We start from the raw sequence: 16420 nt of genomic DNA on the forward strand, positions 1-16420 counted from the left end.
CTGATCCTTTCCCGTTCCGCGTCGTGCTCACGCCGGCAGTTTGAAGTCGGCGACCGAACGGCGCAGATCGGCAGCGAGCTGAGCCAGGTTGCCGATCGACTCGGCCGTCTGCTCCGCACCCTGCGATGTCTGGCTGGTGATCTGACGGATCACGCCCATGGTCTGTGTGATGTCCGTTGCTGCGGCCGACTGCTGGTGCGCGGCGATGGAGATGTTCTTGATCAGGTTGTTCAAGGCATTGGACACGCGCTCGATTTCGGTCAGCGCGGTGCCGGCGTCTTCGGCCAGGCGTGCACCGGACACCACTTCGGAGGTGGTCTGCTCCATCGAGCTGACCGCCTCGTTGGTATCGGCCTGAATGGTCTGCACCAGGCCTTCGATCCGCCGGGTCGCACCCGAGGTGCGTTCGGCCAGGCGCTGCACTTCGTCGGCCACCACCGCGAAACCGCGGCCGGCCTCGCCCGCCGAGGCGGCCTGCACCGCGGCGTTGAGCGCCAGGATGTTGGTCTGCTCGGAAATGTCGTTGATCAGTTCCACGATCGAGCCGATCTCCTGCGAGGATTCGCCCAGGCGCTTGATGCGCTTGGAGGTTTCCTGGATCTGGTCGCGGATCTGGTCCATGCCCTGGATCGTCTCGCGCACCACCCCGGCACCCTCGGCGGCGATCACCACCGAGCGCTGCGCTACTTCGGCCGACTCGGTGGAGTTGCGCGAGACCTGTTCGATGCTGGCGGCGATTTCGCTGATGCGCTCGGAGGCGGTGGTGATCTGGTTGGCCTGCTGTCCCGCCGCGTCGGCCAGCTGCATCGCCGTGGCCTGGGTTTCCTGGGTCGACACGGCGACCTTGGCCGAGGTGTCGTTGATGGTGGTCACCAGGTGGCGCAACTCGTCCACGGCGTAGTTGATGGCGTCTGCAATCGCGCCGGTCATGTCCTCGGTCACCGAGGCCTTGACCGTCAGGTCGCCCTCACCGAGCGAGCTGATTTCGTCCAGCAGCCGCATGATCGCCTGCTGGTTGCGGCTGTTGAATTCCACCTGCGCCTGGTAACGCACGTCCTGCTCGCGCGAGCGCACCCGCACCGAGCTCCAGACGAAACCGATGATGGCCAGCAACGCCAGCAGGCCGGACACCACGCCCAGCCAGAAGTTCGGAAACAGGCGCGTGTCGCGCACCGAGCCGAATGCCGAGAACGCATCGAACAGCTTCTTGCTGTCGTCCAGCATCCTATTCGAACCGGCGGTCAGCGCGGCGGCCGAGGACTGCGCGGCAAACAGGTTGCGCGAGCTGGCCAGGATGGCGTCGACGTCCTTCTTCATCGTCGCCCACTGCGCCTGCGACTGCTCCAGCGCCGACAGCGCGGCCGGGTTGCGCACCGCGGCGATGCCCAGCTCGTCGTTGCCTGCGCGCAGGCCTTCGAGCATCTGCGTGAACACCACCGCGTCGCGCGCCAGCGCATCGCCGGAGGCGGCGGCATTGACGCCACCGGCGCGCATTTCGGTCACCCGGCGCGCCATGGTGCCGGCGACCACGACCTGCTGCAGCGTGTTGTAGATCTGCGCTGCGGGCGCGCCGCTGACCGTCATCGCGCGCACCACTTCGTTCAACTGCGCCTGCAACTGCGGCACGCTGCCGGAGAAGCGTTCGGCGTTGCCGGACAGGCCGAGCACCGCCGGTTCGCTGGCGATGATCTGGTCGGCGTTCTTGCTCAGCGGCACCCAGGTCGCCTTGAGCTGGGCCATCGCGCTGGCGACCGAGCCTTCCTTGCCGTAGCGGCCATCCAGTTCGCTGACCGTGCTGTCGATGCGGCCCTTGGTCTCCTTGAACGCGGCAAACGCCTTCGGGTCGCCGGACACCGCTTCGCGGCCCTGGTTGGCCAGCTGCTGCGACAGCACCTGCAGATCGGCCGCACCGGTACCGGCACCGGCCAGGCGACTGCCCTGCCAGGTGGCGATGCCGGTATTGGCGCCGAACACGATCATCGACAACACCAGCAAACCAAGCCAGAAGCTGGTGCTGACGCTGCCGAGCTTGTTGGTCTTGCGGGCGTCCGGGGCGGTACTCATGGTTCGACCTCGATCTGTATGACGTGGCGGGGCCGCGGCTTAGGCCGCGGCCTGCCGGAATTCAGGGGTGCGCGACAGCAACGCCAGGGAGAACACACCCCAGTCCTGCGTCTCGTTGCGGAAGGCACGGTCGATGAAGTGGGCGTAGCGGCCTTGTGCCAGCTCGCCGGGTTCGACCGCCTGGGCCTGCTCGAAGCTGCGCTGGCCGTACAGCTCGTCGATGGTCAGCGCGACGTCGCCGCCGCTCTGGCGCATGATCAGCACGCGCTGGCCTTCCTGCAGCACCGTCCGCCGGCCCTCCAGGAACTGCTTCAGATCGATCACCGGGAACAGGTTGCCGCGCAGGTTGCCCACGCCCAGCAGCCAGGGCTGGGCGCCCGGCACCGGCGTGACCGGCGGCATCGGCACGATTTCCGCCACTTCGCGGAAATCCGAGACCAGCCGCCGGGTACCGACGCGATAACCGACGCCGCGCCAGATATCGGCCGAGAACTGGCGTTCCGGCAGCGGCGTGGCGTGCGCAAGGCTACGACGCTCGTAGTCTTCGAGAATGTCGAATGGAGAACGCATCAACGCACCAGTTGTTTGATGCGGGCGATCAGGTCGTCTTCGCGCGGCGGCTTGACGATGTAGTCGCTGGCACCTTGTCGCAACCCCCAGGCCTTGTCGGTTTCCATGCCCTTGGTGCTGACCAGCAGCACCGGGATGTCCTTGGTGGCCTGGTCGCGCGCCAATGCACGCGTTGCCTGGAAGCCACTCATGCCGGGCAGCACCACGTCCATCAGCACCAGATCGGGCGCCTGGCTGCGAATCAGCGCAAGTCCCTCCTCGGCATTGTCGGTGGCGACGACCGTATGGCCTGCTTTTTCCAGCCATTGACTGAAGACTGCCCTGTCGGTGGGCGAGTCCTCGATCAATATAATTCGAGCCATGTTGCCTTTCCCCCTGGTCAGGCGTGGACGTACGTGCGAATCGCGCTCAGTAGTTCTTCACGTGTGAACGGCTTGGTCAGATATTGCTCGGAGCCGACGATGCGGCCGCGTGCCTTGTCGAACAGGCCGTCCTTGGACGACAGCATGATCACCGGCGTCGACTTGAAGAGCTGGTTGCCCTTGATCAACGCGCACGTCTGGTACCCATCCAGGCGCGGCATCATGATGTCGACAAAAATGATCTGAGGTTGCTGGTCGGCAATCTTGGCCAGTGCCTCGAAACCATCGGTCGCCGTCACTACTTCACAGCCTTCCCGCTTCAGCAGCGTTTCGGCGGTGCGGCGAATGGTCTTCGAATCATCGATCACCATCACCTTCAGTCCTGCGAGTTCCCCACCCGCAGCCATGTTTTCAGTCATGCAAATATCCCCGGACGCGCGACGCTTCTTCCCTCCGACGTCGCTGCGAAACGACATGTATATCCCAAGACCCGCATTGACTGTCAAGGGTGCGTTGCCGGGGGCCCGCCAGGCGGACGTTCCGACTGTGGACGGCTGCGGGTCGGCCGGCAAGTCGCGCATCCACGACCGGCCGGGCGCGCCATCGCCCACCGCTTGAAGTTACCATCGGCAGCCTGTTCTAAAGGTTTAGCTGCCCATGTCGCTCGACGTCGTCGTGGTGATGGATCCCATCGCCTCCATCAAGATCGCCAAAGACACCACCTTCGCCATGTTGCTGGAAGCGCAACGGCGTGGTCACCGCCTGCAGTATGTGCGCCCCGGCGGACTCAGCCTGCGCGAGGGACGCGCGGTGGCGCAGGTCGCGCCGCTGAGCGTGCGCGAGGACACGACCGGCTGGTTCACCCTGGGCGAGTTCGCCGAGCTGGCATTCGGTCCCGGCCAGGTGGTGCTGATGCGCAAGGACCCGCCGGTGGATGCGGAGTTCATCTACGACACCCAGGTACTGAGCGTGGCTCAGCGCGCCGGCGCGCAGGTGGTCAACGACCCGCAGGGCCTGCGCGACTACAACGAGAAGCTGGCCGCGCTGCTGTTTCCGCAGTGCTGCCCGCCGACCCTGGTCAGCCGCGATGCGGCGGCACTGAAGGCCTTCGTGCTCGAACACGGCCAGGCCGTGCTCAAGCCGCTGGACGGCATGGGCGGGCGCTCGATCTTCCGTAGCGGCACCGGCGACCCCAATCTCAACGTGATCCTGGAAACGCTGACCGACGGCAATCGCAAGCTGACCCTGGCGCAGCGCTTCATCCCCGACATCACCGCCGGCGACAAGCGCATCCTGCTGGTCGATGGCGAGCCGGTGGACTACTGCCTGGCCCGCATTCCGCAAGGCGACGAATTCCGCGGCAACCTGGCCGCCGGCGGGCGCGGCGAAGGCCGGCCGCTGTCCGAGCGCGACCGCTGGATCGCCGCGCAGGTGGGTCCGGAAATGCGCCGCCGCGGCATGCGCTTCGTCGGCCTGGACGTGATCGGTGATTACCTGACCGAGGTCAACGTCACCAGCCCCACCTGCGTGCGCGAGCTGGATGCGCAGTTCGGCCTGAACATCGCCGGGCTGCTGTTCGACGCGATCGAGGCCGGCGCGGCGCAATGAGCGCGGCCGCGGCACAGCCGGCTGCCGTGGACGAGCGTCACCGGCTGACCGCGACGCTGGTGATCTCGCTGCTGCTGCACGGCGCGCTGATCCTGGGCGTGGGGTTTGCGGTCAGCGAAGACGCACCATTGGTGCCGACGCTGGATGTGATCTTCAGCCAGACCAGCACCCCGCTGACACCCAGGCAGGCCGATTTCCTGGCCCAGGCCAACCAGCAGGGCGGCGGCGATCACGCCACCGCGCAACGCCCGCGCGACAGCCAGCCCGGCGTGGTGCCGCAGGACCGCAGCGGGCTGGCACCGCAGGCGCAGCATGCGACCACGGTGCAGGCGCCGGACCCGACCCAGACCCGCGTGGTCACCAGTCGCCGCGGCGAGCAGACCGTGCCCACCGCGCAGCCGAACCCGCAGACCGACCCGCTCTCGCCCACCGATGCGCAACGCGTGCAACGCGACGCGGAAATGGCCCGGCTTGCCGCCGAGGTGCATCTGCGCTCGGAGCAATACGCCAAGCGCCCCAACCGCAAGTTCGTCTCGGCCAGTACCCGCGAATACGTCTACGCCAACTACCTGCGTGCCTGGGTGGATCGCGCCGAGCGCGTCGGCAACCTCAACTACCCGGACGAGGCGCGCCGGCGCCGGCTCGGCGGCAAGGTGGTGATCAGCGTGGGCGTGCGCCGCGACGGCAGCGTGGAAAGCAGCCGCGTGCTGATCTCCAGCGGCACCCCGACCCTGGATGCGGCAGCGCTGCGGGTGGTGCAGCTGGCACAGCCGTTCCCGCCGTTGCCCAGGACCAAGGACGACGTGGATATCCTGCAGGTCACCCGCACCTGGCTGTTCCTGCCTGGCGGCGAGCTGCACGACGATCGTTGAGCTGTCGCGCGTCCGATCAGGATGCGTCCTTCTGCGGCATGCCTGCCCGGCCGACGGCGTTGACGCGTGCGGTGCGTGCGGCCTCAGGTGACCTGCGCCGCTGCGTAGAGCTGATCGGCCAGGTCGATGATGGCGTCGGCATCCTGCACGCGCGCGCGCCAGGCGGCGGGAATTGCCTCGATGCCATGGAACGCACCGGCCAGCTGACCGCAGATGGCCGCGGTGGTGTCGGCATCGTCGCCCAGGTTGGCCGCACGCAGCACCGCATCGGCGAACGTGTCAGTAGTGGCAAAGCACCAGAGCGCCGCCGACAGCGCATCGACCACGTAGCCGGTGCCGCGGATCCCGGCGGCGGGAACCGCCCGATGGTCGCGCACCGACAACGCTCGCAGCGCCGGTGTCGACAGCCCTTCGCAGCGGGCCTGCAACACCTGCTGGCGCTGGCTGCCGAGCAGCGCGGCACGCAACTGGAAGGCGAACAGCCGGCAGGCATCCAGCGCTTCGTCAGCGGCATGCGTGGTGCGCGAGCTGTCGGCGGCGCGCTCGCCCAGCTCGGCGGGGCGGTGCGCGTAATACATCGCCACCGGCGCCAGCCGCATCAGCGAGCCATTGCCGGCCGAGCGCGGATCGGTGCTGCCGCTGAAGGCCGGCCCGCCATCGAGATAGCGCTCCAGCGCCTGCCGCACGGTCGCGCCGATATCGAAGCAGGCGCCGGTACTGCTGAGGTAACCGTGCTGGTACCAGTTGCAATAGCGGTTCATCTGGTCGGCGGCGTCGAAGCCTTGCCGATACAGCAGGCTGTGCGCCAGGCACAGGGCCATCGAGGTGTCGTCGGTCCACTGCCCGGCGCGCAGTGCGAACGGGCCGCCGCCGCGCATGTCGTCGATCGGCGTGAAGCTGCCGGGCGCGCAGAATTCCAGCGTGGTGCCGAGCGCATCGCCCACCGCCAGGCCCAGCAGGCAGCCGCGGAAACGCGCGCGTTGCAGGTCGTCGTTCATGGCGCGGCGCCAGCGGCCTTGGCTGCGCGGGCGGCCTGCTGCTCGAGCAGGGTCAGCGCCACGTTGTCGCGCAGGTACGCCGGTTCCACCCGCTCCGGCGCCACGCCTTCGCCGCGCAGCAGCGCCGGTACGGCCAGCGTGAGCAGGTCGGCCGCATGCGGCAACGCGGCGGCATCGATGCTGGTCAACTGCGTTGCGAACCGCTGTTGCAGCACTGCATCGGCAGCGGCGAACCCGCTGCCGACACCGGCAAAGCGGTGCAGCGTGTCCGGCACGACACAGGCCTGCGGTGCGCACACCACTTCCGCTGCCAGCTCCTGCAGTGTGTCGCCATCGCGCGCGAAGACGCCGGCATACACCTCGCCCATGCGCGCATCGATGCAGGCCAGCACCTGCCTCGCCTCGGCGGGCGCGCGCAAGGCCAGCACCTGCAGCGTGGACACCGCCAGCACCGGCAGGTCCAGGCCCAGCGCGATGCCTTGCGCGATGCCGATGGCCAGGCGCACGCCGGTGAACGCGCCCGGGCCACGGCCGACCGCGATCGCATCGAGCTGGCGGCGCGTGATCCCGGCCTCGGCGAGCAGGTGTTCGGCCCACGGCAGCGCCAGTTCGGCATGCCGACGCGGCGCCAGTTCGAAGCGTTCGAGCACGCGGCCGTCGATGTGCAGCGCGACGGAACAGGCTTCGGTGGAGGTCTCGAACGCGAGGACTTTCATGGCAGGACCGCAGGCAGGAAGGGGAAGCTCAGGCGTCGCCGAACGGCAGCGCGAGCACGCCATTGTCGCCCACCGGCTCGGCGACGCCAAAGAACGCGCGCACATCGCCGATCTCGCGGGTGCGCGCAAACGGCGGCAGCGACGTCATGAAGGTGCGGCCGTAGCCCTTGTTCACCAGCCGTGGGTCGCACAGCACCAGCACGCCGCGATCGGTCTCGCTGCGGATCAGCCGGCCCACGCCCTGCTTGAGCGCGATCACCGCCTGCGGCAGCTGTTCATCGCGGAACGGGTTGCCGCCGTCACGGCGGATCGCATCCAGGCGCGCTTCGAACACCGGGTCGTCGGGCGCGGCGAACGGCAGCTTGTCGATCACCACCACGCTCAGGGCATCGCCAACCACATCCACGCCCTCGCGGAAGCTGGCCGACCCCAGCAGCACGCCGTTGCCGGACGTGCGGAAACGCTGCAGCAAGGTGGCACGCGGCGCTTCGCCCTGCACGAACAATGGCCACGGCGCACCGCGCAGGGCCTCGGCCGCTTCGCGCAGCGCGCGGTGCGAGGCGAACAACAGGAAGGCGCGGCCGTTGGAGGCCTCCAGCACCGGCGTCAGCGCCGCGATCAGCGCGGTGCCGAATCCACGTGCTGCCGGATCGGGCAGGTTCGGCGGCAGATAGCACAGCGCCTGGCGCGCCCAGTCGAAGGGACTGGGCTGCAACAGGGTCACCGGATCGCTCAGGCCCAGGCGCTGCGCGATGTGGTCGAACTCGCCGCCCACCGCCAGCGTGGCCGAGGTGAACACCCAGGCCGCATGGGATTTCTCGCGGTGCTCGCGCAGCGGGCCGGACACATCCAGCGGCGTGCGCTGGCAGCGGAACCCGCGCGGGCTGAGCTCGTACCACAGCACGTCGTTGTCGACGGTGTCCGGCAGCTCCTGGTCGAAATCCGGCACCGGCGCGTCCTCGCCCAGCCACCGCGACAGCCGTGCCAGCGCTTCCTGCGCGCGCGCAGAACAGCCATCGAAGCCGGGCGAGGCCTCGCGCAGCGGCAGCAAGGCCTCGCCCAGGCGCGCCAGCGACGACAGCACCGCATCGAAGCCTTCGCGCACCTGCGGCCTGGCCAGCGCGCGCCATTGCGTGCCGCGCGAGGGCAGGCCTTCCATGCCCGCACGCAGGCCGCGCAAGGCCTCGTCCAGGGCCAGGATCGGTTCCTGCAGGCTGGCCTGCGCACCGGCGACCAGGCGCGCTTCGACCATGCAATCGCGCGCCAGCTCCTGCCACGGCCGCATGCCGAAACTTTCGCCGAAGAAGTTCGCCGCCAGTTCCGGCAGCTGGTGCGCCTCGTCGATGACGAAGGCCTGCGCGCCGGGCAGGATCTCGCCGAAGCCTTCCTGCTTGAGCGCCAGATCGGCCAGCAGCAGATGGTGGTTGACCACCACCAGATCGGCCGCCTGCGCGCGCTGGCGCGCCTGCACCACGAAGCATTCGCCGTAGAACGGGCATTCGGTGCCCAGGCAGTTGTCGACGGTGGAGGTCACCAGCGGCAGCAGCGGCGAGTCGTCCGGCAGGGCTTCCAGCTCGGCCATGTCGCCGAACTGGGTGCGCCCGCTCCAGGCCACGATGCGCTGGAACTGCGAGACCTGCTCGGGCGTGGCAAAGCGCGGTTCGCCGCGCGCCTGCTGGGTGCGGTACTTGCACAGGTAGTTCGCGCGGCCCTTCAGCAGCGCACTGCGCAGGCCGATGCCGAGCGCGGCGCGCACGCGTGGCAGGTCGCGATGGAACAACTGGTCCTGCAGCGCGCGCGTGCCGGTCGACACGATGGTCTTCAGCCCCGACAGCAGCGCCGGCACCAGATAGGCGTAGGTCTTGCCGGTGCCGGTGCCGGCCTCGGCCAACAGCACATCGCGCGCCTCGAACGCTTCGGCAATGGCGCCGGTCAGGCGTAATTGCGCAGCACGCGGCGCGAACGCATCGAGCTGACGCGCAAGCGCCCCGCCCTCGCTGAGCGCCTCGATGCTGGCAGTGGCAAGTTGGGACATGGGACCAAAAGCTGGGGCAAGCGCGACAGCCTAGCGCGTGCGCGGTGATGCCGGGTGGGTTGCGCCTGCGGGCCAGCGACGGCAACCGCCCCCCCGCAGCTGGCATACGCCGCACGCCGCACTGCACGGCGCCGCTGGCGGCGGTGCGGGCGACAATGGCGCGTCGCACGGCTGCGCGCGCGACACCGGCTGCAGCACACGCCGCCGCGCTCGCCTTGCGGCAAGCGCAACCGGCATCGCTGCGTGCTTAGTAGCGCTTCACGCCTGGCACCGTGCAGCCGGCAATCTGCGACTTGGCCGAGGCGGCGTTTTCCTTCTCGCCGCGCGCAAGCCGCGACTGTTCGATGGTAGCCCAATGCCGACGGCACAGCGGCCCGGTCTTGGAGCCCAGCTCGATGGCCTGCTTGGCAAACCGCTCGGCGGCGGGCCAATCGGCCTGCAGCACCGCCACTTCGGCACGCTCCTGCAGGATGGCCGGATCACCGGAGACCAGGCCCACGGCCTGATCCAGCGCCGCCGCCGCCCCGGCCAGATCACCGGACTGACGCTTGCTCTTGGCGGTTTCGCGCAGATCGTCCACCTGCGGGTCGCGCAATGGCTGCACCGACAGCTCGGTGTCGTCGACGCCGGCCTCGCGTTCGATCAGCAACAGCCGCTGTGTCGGCGTGGTCGGGTCCACCGGGGTCGGCGGCGGCGGCGGGGGCGCGCTGACGCAGGCGGTCAGTGCGGCAGACACGCCAGCAAGGGCAAGCAGACGGTGCAGTCGGTTCATCGGGTCACTCCAGTTCAACGTGCAGGTGGAGCCGCGGCGGGCGCCGGCGCGGGGTCTTCCGGCTTCTTTTCCAGACCGAAGAAGCGACGCCAGCCACCACCGCTGGATTGCTCGGCCGGCGCGGCTGCGTCGCCGGGCACACCTTCGATCGACGGTGCATTGCCGGCACAGGGGGCGTAGGCCGGCGTGAAGCCGACCACGAACGGGAACTGGCGCGCGCCCGGGCAGCCAGCATCGGTGACGCCGGTGCCGGCCGCATCCACCCACTGCCAGTCCAGGCCTTTGCCGCTGACCTTCAACGGCGCACTCGGCAGCCGCGCGAAGATGCTCGACCACACCCGCATCGCGCCGGTGGCGCCGTACAGGCCGGTCTGCTCGTTCTGGTCATTGCCCATCCAGATCACCGCCAGGTGGTCGCCGGTGTAGCCGGCGTACCAGCTGTCGCGGCCATCGTTGGAGGTACCGGTCTTGCCGGCCGGCGACAGCCGCCCCAGGCCATCGCCCAGCAACTGCCGTGCGGTGCCGCCGCTGACCACCTGCTGCAGCGCGATGCTGATCAGGTTGGCCGCCACCGAATCGCCCTCCTGCGCCGGCGCCGGGGTCTTGTCGTAGCGCTTGAGCAGCTTGCCCTGCGGATCGAGCACGCCGCGCACCGCATGCAGTGGCTGGATCTCGCCGCCGGCAGCCAGGAACTGGTACAGCTGCGCCATGCCGTACGGGCTCTGGTCGGTCGCACCGAGGATCAACGACGGATTGGTATCGGCCTTGATGCCGGCCAGGACCTGGATCAGCTGCGCGATGCGCTCCGGGCCGACCTGCATGCCCACGCGCACCGTGGCCTGGTTGTAGGAATGGGCCAGCGCATCGATCAGCCGCACCGTGCCGTGGCTGCGGTTGTCGGAGTTGCCCGGCGACCAGGTCTTGCCGCGGCTGAGCTGCACCGTCACCGGCGCATCGTCGACCCAGCTGGACAGCGCCCAGCGGTCCGGCGAGGCCAGCGCCAGCAGGTACACGAACGGCTTGAGCAACGAGCCGACCTGCCGCTGCGCTTCGACCGCGCGGTTGAAGCCCGGCTTAGCCACATCGCGGCTGCCGACCACCGCCAGCACATCGCCGTTATGCACGTCGGTCAGCACCAGGCCGGCCTGCAGCGGTGGGCGTTTCTTGTTGTCCAGCCGCTTGATGGTGCCGGTCACCGCGCCTTCGGCATACGCCTGCGCGGACGGCGACATGCCGGTCAGCACGCTCATGCCGGCGCCCTGCAGCACGCCTTCCGGGTAGTCGTGCGCCAGCTGGCGCCGCACCAAGTCCACATAGGCCGGGAAGCGATTGGCCGCGACCAGGCCGGGTTCGGTGGGCACGCCCAGCGGCGCGGCCAGTGCGCGCTTGTATTCGGCCGCGTCGATCAGGTTGTTTTCGTGCAGCTTGCCCAGCACGAAATTGCGCCGATCCAGCGCCCGTTCCGGGTTACGCCGCGGGTCGTAGTAGGACGGCCCCTTGACCAGCCCGATGAGCAAGGCGATCTGCTCGGTGGTCATCGAATTGAGCTCGCGGCCGAACCACAGCTCCGCGCCCGAGGACACGCCGTGGATCGCCTGCCCGCCGCGCTGGCCCAGGTAGACCTGGTTGAGATAGGCCTCCAGGATGGTGCGCTTGTCGTAACGCGCCTCCATGATCACCGCGTACAGGATCTCGTTGAACTTGCGGGTGAGGGTCTGTTCCTTGCCGATGCCGAGCAGGCCGCTGCGTGCCAGCTGCTGGGTCAGGGTGCTGGCGCCCTGGCGGACCTGGCCGCCGGAGCGCGCCATGATCCAGGCCGCGCGCACCATGCCGCTCAGGTCGATGCCGTGGTGGCTGTTGAAGTCGCGGTCCTCGACCGCCTGCAGGCCGGTGACCAGCAGCTCGGGCACTTCTTCCATGCGCACCAGGCGGCGTTCTTCCTGCTTCTGCCCGTACAGCGTGGCGATGCGCGCCGGATCCAGCCGCGCACTCTTGAGCGCCTTGCGGTCGCCGGCGTCGCGCAGGCTGGCCACGCGCCCGCCGGAGAGGCTGACTTCCACGCGCTTCGCGGGCACGCGCCCGTCCACATCGACATAGCCGCGGCTGGCGATGGTGAAGCGGCTGCCGTCCTGCTGGTAGGTGCCGGCCAGCTTGGCCTGCCCGTCGTCGCGGTAGGAGGCTGCATCCAGCTCGGTCTTCAGGGTGGCCGCATCCAGCGCATTGCCTGGCGCCAGCACCAACGGCCGCCCGTACACGCGGGTCGGGATCTGCCAGCGCAGCTCGCCGAAACGCTGGGTGACCTGCTTGTTCAGATACACCGTGTAGGGAATCAGGAAACCGAGCGCCAGCGCGAATGCCGCAAAGGCCCAGACAATCAGCCGGCGTTGCCAGCGGGAGCCTTGCTCGGTGGAATCGTCCTCGAAATCGTCGGGAGCGTCGTTGTCGTGGCGTCGGGGCACAGGGATGCGAGAATGTAGAGTCCGGCGAGTCTAGCGCAGCGCTGTCGTGGTTGTGGTCAGCCGGACCCTTTGACTTAAGAGCGGCTAACAAAACCTGCGACGCCTGCCGGCAGGCGGGCACGGACCGCGCTTTGCATCTGCGGGTACCCTTCGTACCCTGCGCCTGCCTTGCGCGGTCCTTGCCCACCGACGACTGCTCGCCGGGTCTTTTTCGCCACGCATGTCTGGAGTTCCAACGGAATGTCGATGTCCCTGGCCGATGCACGCTATCTGTTCAATCGCGTGCTCGGGCTGATCCACCGCAGCGTGGCAAGCATGCGCACGCGCGGCTGGCGCGCCACCTGGCAGCGCATTCGCGTGCATACGCAGGCGCCGCCGGCAGCGCTCGGCACGCCGTTGTGGTTGCCGGACGCTGCGCCGTTTGCCGCGTTTGCCGTTCCGCACAGCGCCGTCCCGCGCGTGACGCTGGTGATTCCGGTCTACAACCACATCGCCCACACGCTGGCGTGCCTGCGCGCACTGGCGGCGCATCCGCCGTTGCTGGAGGTGGAGATCATCGTCGTGGACGACGGCAGCAGCGATGCCACGCAGACACAGCTGCCGCAGGTGCAAGGCCTGCATTACCACCGGCGCGTCAGCAATGGCGGTTTCATCGCCTCCTGCAACGACGGCATCGCACTGGCACGCGGCGACTACGTGGTGCTGCTCAACAACGACACCATCCCGCAGCCCGGCTGGCTGGATCGGCTGATCGACACCTTTGCCCAGCACCCCACCGCCGGCCTGGTCGGCGCGCAGCTGGTGTACCCGGATGGACGCCTGCAGGAATCCGGCGGCGTGGTATTCGCCGATGGCAGCGCGTGGAGTTATGGCCGTTTCGAATCGGCCGACGACCCGCGCTACGCCTATGTGCGTGCGATGGACTATTGCTCCGGTGCGGCGATCGCGTTGCCACGCGCATTGTTGCAGACGCTGGGCGGGCTGGATCGCCGCTACATGCCGGCGTACTACGAGGACACCGACCTGGCCTTTGCGGTGCGTGCGGCCGGCCACCGGGTGCTGGTGCAGCCGGCCAGCGTGGTGATGCATGACGAGGGCACCAGCAATGGCACCGACACCCGTACCGGGGTGAAGGCGTATCAGGTGCGCAATCAAGGCGTGTTCGCCGACAAGTGGCAGCAGGCACTGGCAACGCAGTTGCCGGTCGGCACGGTTCCCGGACCTGCGCTGCTGCATCGTGGCCAGCGCCAGGTGCTGATCTTGGACGAATGCGTGCCGCAGCCGGATCGCGACTCCGGCTCGTTGCGGCAGTTCAACCTGATCCGCCTGCTGTGCGAAGAAGGCGCGCACGTGGTGTTCGTGCCAACCCGGCGCGAACACGCCGGACGGCACACGCAGGCACTGCAACAACTGGGCGTGGAAGTCTGGTACGCGCCGTTTCTCGAGGGCATCGGCAGCTGGCTGCGCACGCACGGCGCGCGGTTTGCCGTGGTGCTGCTGGTGCGTCACCACGTTGCGCACGCCTGCCTGCCGCTGCTCAGACGCTATGCCCCGCAGGCGCGCACGCTGTTCGACACCGTCGACCTGCATTACCTGCGCGAGCGCCGCGGGGCCGAGCTGGCCGGCGATGCCAACCTGTTGCGCGCGGCAGAACGCACCCGCCTGCGCGAACTGGAGATCATGGCCGCCACCGACGTCACGCTGCTGGTCTCGGCGGCCGAACAGGCGCAACTGCAGGCGGACGCACCGCAGATCCGCACCGCCCTGCTCTCCAATCTGCATGAGGTGGCCGGCAGCGGTCACCGCTTCGAGCAACGCCGCGACCTGGTGTTCGTCGGCGGCTTCCGGCATTCCCCGAATGTGGATGCGGTGCAGTGGTTCATCAGCGCGATCTTTCCGCAGGTGCGCGCGCACCTGCCGGAGGTGATCTTCCATTGCATCGGCGCGGACATGCCGGAGGCATTGAGACTGCTGGCCGACGAATGCCCCGGCGTGCAATTGCACGGGCATGTGCCGGATCTGCTGCCGTTCATGGAGACCGCACGCATCGCGGTGGCGCCGCTGCGCTTCGGCGCCGGCGTCAAGGGCAAGATCAATCTGAGCATGGCGCATGGGCAGCCGGTGGTCGGCACCACCTGCGCGGTGGAAGGCATGCATCTGCGCGACGGCCAGGACGTCTGCGTGGCCGACGACGCCGACGCGTTTGCCGATGCAATCGTGCGCCTGTATCGCGATGCGGCGCTGTGGCAGCGCCTGGCCGACAACGGCTTGCATAACGTGGCCCGGCATTTTTCGCTGGATGCGGCACGCGGCACGGTGCGCGAGCTGTTTATTGCCGGGTGAGTGGCCGCCGGGGGTTCGGGCAGCGCGTGCAGGGCGCCGCCGCCGCAGGCGGCCGCGGCGTCAGCGCTGCTCCGCCACCGCCTTGACCCGGCGTGTGAACTCGGCCAATTCCGGCAGCTCCGGATCCAGCTGGTGCGCCTCGTCCTGCGCGCGCCGTGCGAAGGCAGCGTCCTCCTGTCCCAGGCGTTCGCTGCCTACCGCGACCCAGCGCTGCGCAAGCCGGCGACGCGCGCCGGCCAGCGCATCGTCACTGGGCATCAGCGCCTGCCAGGCATCCAGACAGCCGCGCGCGGCACGCAGGCGGTTGTTGCGCAGCTCGTCCTCGAAGCAGCGCTGACTGGCCGGCACCACACGTGCGGCGGCCTGCAGCACGCGTGGATCGCGCGGTGCCAGCGCCTGCGCCGCACGCACCGCGTCGTAGGCACTGGCGCCGGGAGGCGTCATCCATTGCTGTCGCGCTTCGGCATCCGTGACCCGCTGCAGCAGCGCGCGCAGGCGGCGCTCGCGGGTACCGCGCGACAACCCGGTTTCCGGGCTGCGCTGTGCATCGCGTGCGCGCGCAATGGCCTGCTCGGCCTGGGCGATCGACGCAGCGCCCGGCAGCAAGGCTTTCGCTTCCTGCAGCGACTGCAGCGCCGCGTCGAACTGGAAGTCCGCCGCCTGCCGGCCGGCTTGCGCGGCATATTCGCCGGCCACCCGCTCAAGCCCACGCCGGGCAGCCGCATCCTCCGGCTCGGCCGCCAGCACTGCGTTGAAATCGCGTGCGGCCGGTGCCAGGCGACCACGCCGCAACAGGCCCTCGGCGCGCTGACGGCGCTGTTCCAGCACGCGGTGGTAGTGGCCCTCGGTCAGCGGGACATCGGCATGCCCGGGGTCATAGCGCTTGGCGGCGGCCAGCAACAGCGCCGCATCGCCGAGCGCATCACGCGCCAGTGCGTGGCGGGCCTGCGCCAGCAGATCGGTCAATGCGTCCTCGCGCCCTTCCAGCGCGTCGGTACGGTCCGGCGCCAGGGTCAGGATGCGCTGGTACAACGGCAGCGCGCTGTCCGGGCTGCCATCCAGGCGCCCTTGCTGTTGCGCGGACACCGCCTGGGCGAACAAGGCATCCAGGCCGGCCCGACGCGCCTGCAGCGCGCGCAGGCGCAGCGCGACCGGGGCGGTCTGCGCCTGCGGCACCTCCAGCGCGTTCGCCAGCGTCAACGCACGTTGTGCAGCGGCGGCGTCCCCGGCTGCGACCGCCGCACGTGCCTGCACCACGGCGGCGGCACCGGTGCGCGCCAGACCGGCGCGGGCCTCGCCACGGTCGCTGTCCAGGGCGAGCGCGGCCGCGAACAGTTCACGCGCGCCGTTGCCGTCGGCCGCACTGAGGTGGCCGCGTGACAGCGCCGCATCGCCGCGCTGCAGCAGTTGCTGGATGCGCGTGTCCGGCCATAGCCAATCGGCCAGCGGCTTGCGCAGCACGACCGTGGCCAGCAACAGGCAGGCGCACAACGCCAGCACCACGCGCCATAGCGCGCGGCTGCGCAATGGCGCCCAGAGGCGGGGCGATCGGGCCCAGCGCGGAAGCGGGAACATGCGGTGGCGTCCGTCCTTGGCGCGACCTGAGGGGGACGCGTTCACC

13 protein-coding genes are annotated in these 16420 nt (G+C 69.2%); 3 read left to right on the top strand and 10 right to left on the bottom strand.

Going from position 1 to position 16420, the window contains the following annotated elements; translation table 11 throughout:
• Positions 1–27 precede the first annotated feature (27 nt).
• The 4 genes from H7A86_RS14930 to pilG are packed head-to-tail and all read right to left on the bottom strand — an operon-like array spanning position 28 to position 3415.
• On the bottom strand, positions 28–2064 hold the full coding sequence (locus tag H7A86_RS14930) for a methyl-accepting chemotaxis protein (RefSeq protein WP_119131135.1): 2037 nt from the start codon (positions 2062–2064) through the stop codon (positions 28–30).
• 39 nt (positions 2065–2103) lie between these two features.
• The gene (locus H7A86_RS14935) at positions 2104–2634 is read right to left on the bottom strand and encodes a chemotaxis protein CheW (RefSeq protein WP_014508568.1); all 531 of its coding nucleotides are present in this window, start codon (positions 2632–2634) and stop codon (positions 2104–2106) included.
• Positions 2634–2996, bottom strand: coding sequence for a response regulator (locus H7A86_RS14940; protein WP_024940328.1), 363 nt, complete (start codon positions 2994–2996; stop codon positions 2634–2636). Before H7A86_RS14940 ends, H7A86_RS14935 begins: the two co-directional genes overlap by 1 nt.
• Before the next feature lie 17 nt (positions 2997–3013).
• Positions 3014–3415, bottom strand: coding sequence for a twitching motility response regulator PilG (pilG, locus tag H7A86_RS14945; protein WP_104562659.1), 402 nt, complete (start codon positions 3413–3415; stop codon positions 3014–3016).
• A 238-nt stretch (positions 3416–3653) separates the two neighbouring features.
• Between pilG and gshB the strand changes: the two genes are divergently transcribed.
• Together gshB and H7A86_RS14955 are read left to right on the top strand one after the other, a co-directional pair.
• Complete coding sequence (gene gshB, locus H7A86_RS14950; RefSeq protein ID WP_104584632.1) at positions 3654–4604, top strand: glutathione synthase; 951 nt, start codon at positions 3654–3656, stop codon at positions 4602–4604.
• Positions 4601–5476 carry an energy transducer TonB family protein gene (locus H7A86_RS14955; RefSeq protein ID WP_119131134.1) on the top strand — a complete coding sequence of 292 codons (876 nt, stop codon included), beginning with the start codon at positions 4601–4603 and terminating at the stop codon, positions 5474–5476. The genes gshB and H7A86_RS14955 overlap by 4 nt, the downstream gene beginning before the upstream one ends.
• Positions 5477–5559: 83 nt before the next feature.
• Here the strand turns inward: H7A86_RS14955 and H7A86_RS14960 are convergent, their stop codons facing one another.
• From H7A86_RS14960 to mrcB, 5 genes are all read right to left on the bottom strand, one after another.
• Positions 5560–6474, bottom strand: coding sequence for an ADP-ribosylglycohydrolase family protein (locus H7A86_RS14960; RefSeq protein ID WP_119131133.1), 915 nt, complete (start codon positions 6472–6474; stop codon positions 5560–5562).
• Positions 6471–7190, bottom strand: coding sequence for a tRNA (adenosine(37)-N6)-threonylcarbamoyltransferase complex dimerization subunit type 1 TsaB (gene tsaB / locus H7A86_RS14965; protein WP_119127702.1), 720 nt, complete (start codon positions 7188–7190; stop codon positions 6471–6473). Before tsaB ends, H7A86_RS14960 begins: the two co-directional genes overlap by 4 nt.
• Positions 7191–7218: 28 nt before the next feature.
• Entirely contained in the window at positions 7219–9225 is a 2007-nt protein-coding gene (gene yoaA / locus H7A86_RS14970; protein WP_115677716.1) for a DNA repair helicase YoaA, read from the bottom strand.
• Between the two features lie 247 nt (positions 9226–9472).
• A complete protein-coding gene (locus tag H7A86_RS14975) occupies positions 9473–9997 on the bottom strand; it encodes a hypothetical protein (RefSeq protein ID WP_104584642.1) in 525 nt (174 codons plus the stop codon).
• A gap of 14 nt (positions 9998–10011) precedes the next feature.
• Entirely contained in the window at positions 10012–12456 is a 2445-nt protein-coding gene (gene mrcB / locus H7A86_RS14980; protein WP_119131132.1) for a penicillin-binding protein 1B, read from the bottom strand.
• 240 nt (positions 12457–12696) lie between these two features.
• Between mrcB and H7A86_RS14985 the strand changes: the two genes are divergently transcribed.
• Positions 12697–14799 carry a glycosyltransferase gene (locus tag H7A86_RS14985; protein WP_180707904.1) on the top strand — a complete coding sequence of 701 codons (2103 nt, stop codon included), beginning with the start codon at positions 12697–12699 and terminating at the stop codon, positions 14797–14799.
• Between the two features lie 60 nt (positions 14800–14859).
• Here H7A86_RS14985 and H7A86_RS14990 read toward each other — a convergent pair whose 3' ends face one another.
• Positions 14860–16374: a hypothetical protein gene (locus tag H7A86_RS14990; protein ID WP_180707905.1), complete on the bottom strand. Its 1515-nt coding sequence runs from the start codon at positions 16372–16374 to the stop codon at positions 14860–14862.
• Between the last annotated feature and the right edge of the window lie 46 nt (positions 16375–16420).

The organism is Xanthomonas euroxanthea, assembly GCF_903989455.1.
Classification (GTDB): Bacteria; Pseudomonadota; Gammaproteobacteria; order Xanthomonadales; family Xanthomonadaceae; genus Xanthomonas; species Xanthomonas euroxanthea.